General features: G+C 62.4%; 1 protein-coding gene. It reads right to left on the bottom strand.

Translation table 11 applies throughout. The annotated features are described in order from the left end of the window. Positions 1-354: FAD-dependent oxidoreductase (locus SB753_RS35460; RefSeq protein ID WP_410804753.1), on the bottom strand; the 354-nt coding region annotated here is incomplete at both ends.

The following is a 354-nucleotide window of genomic DNA, read 5'->3' as shown; positions in this document are numbered from 1 at the left end:
GCCGAAGAACACGCGCACGCCGTCACCACTCTCGTGCAACGGCTCGACGAGTGAGGGCTCGGCGCCAAAGCGGAATTCGATGCCCTCGCGCGTGAGCACTTTCTGCACGTTACGAGCAAAGTCTTCGTCCTCGCGCGTGAGCACGCGATCGCCACGCACGATCACCGTCACGCGGCTGCCGAAGCGGCGGAACACCTGCGCGAATTCGAGCGCGATATAACTGCCGCCGACGATGGCCAGATGCGCGGGCAAGTCGGTCAGATCGAGCAGCGTCGAGTTCCTGTGATAACGTATGCGCTCGAGTCCTTCGAGCTTCGGAATGACGGCGCGCGTGCCTGTGTTGATGAAGATGTC

This window comes from Paraburkholderia sp. SIMBA_053, from assembly GCF_046534895.1.
Taxonomy (GTDB): domain Bacteria; phylum Pseudomonadota; class Gammaproteobacteria; order Burkholderiales; family Burkholderiaceae; genus Paraburkholderia; species Paraburkholderia caledonica.
Note: the sequence above shows the minus strand (reverse complement) of the source record. Positions and strands in the feature narration are given on the sequence as shown.